Below are 211 nucleotides of genomic sequence, written 5' to 3'. Positions count from 1 at the left end.
AACACCTCCACCCGCGGGAGAACCAGAACCCCCGATACAAACGACTAAGCGAGCGCGTCACGGACATCGTGGAACGCTGGCAGGGCGACAACATTAGTGACCCCGAGGCGGTCGAGGCGCTGAAGTCGGTCGAAGCAGAGGTGCTTGAGGTCGAGAAAGAGGCTGAAGATGAGGGGATGGACGCCGCCGAGTTCGCAATCTACACCCATCT

Annotated in this window: 1 protein-coding gene; it reads left to right on the top strand. The window is 60.2% G+C overall.

Going from position 1 to position 211, the window contains the following annotated elements:
- The coding region (locus EXE42_RS18365; RefSeq protein WP_137707160.1) for a hypothetical protein at positions 1-211 on the top strand (211 nt) is incomplete at both ends.

The organism is Halorubrum sp. SP3, assembly GCF_005435195.1.
Classification (GTDB): Archaea; Halobacteriota; Halobacteria; order Halobacteriales; family Haloferacaceae; genus Halorubrum; species Halorubrum sodomense.
This window is presented reverse-complemented; position numbering and strand designations above follow the sequence as displayed.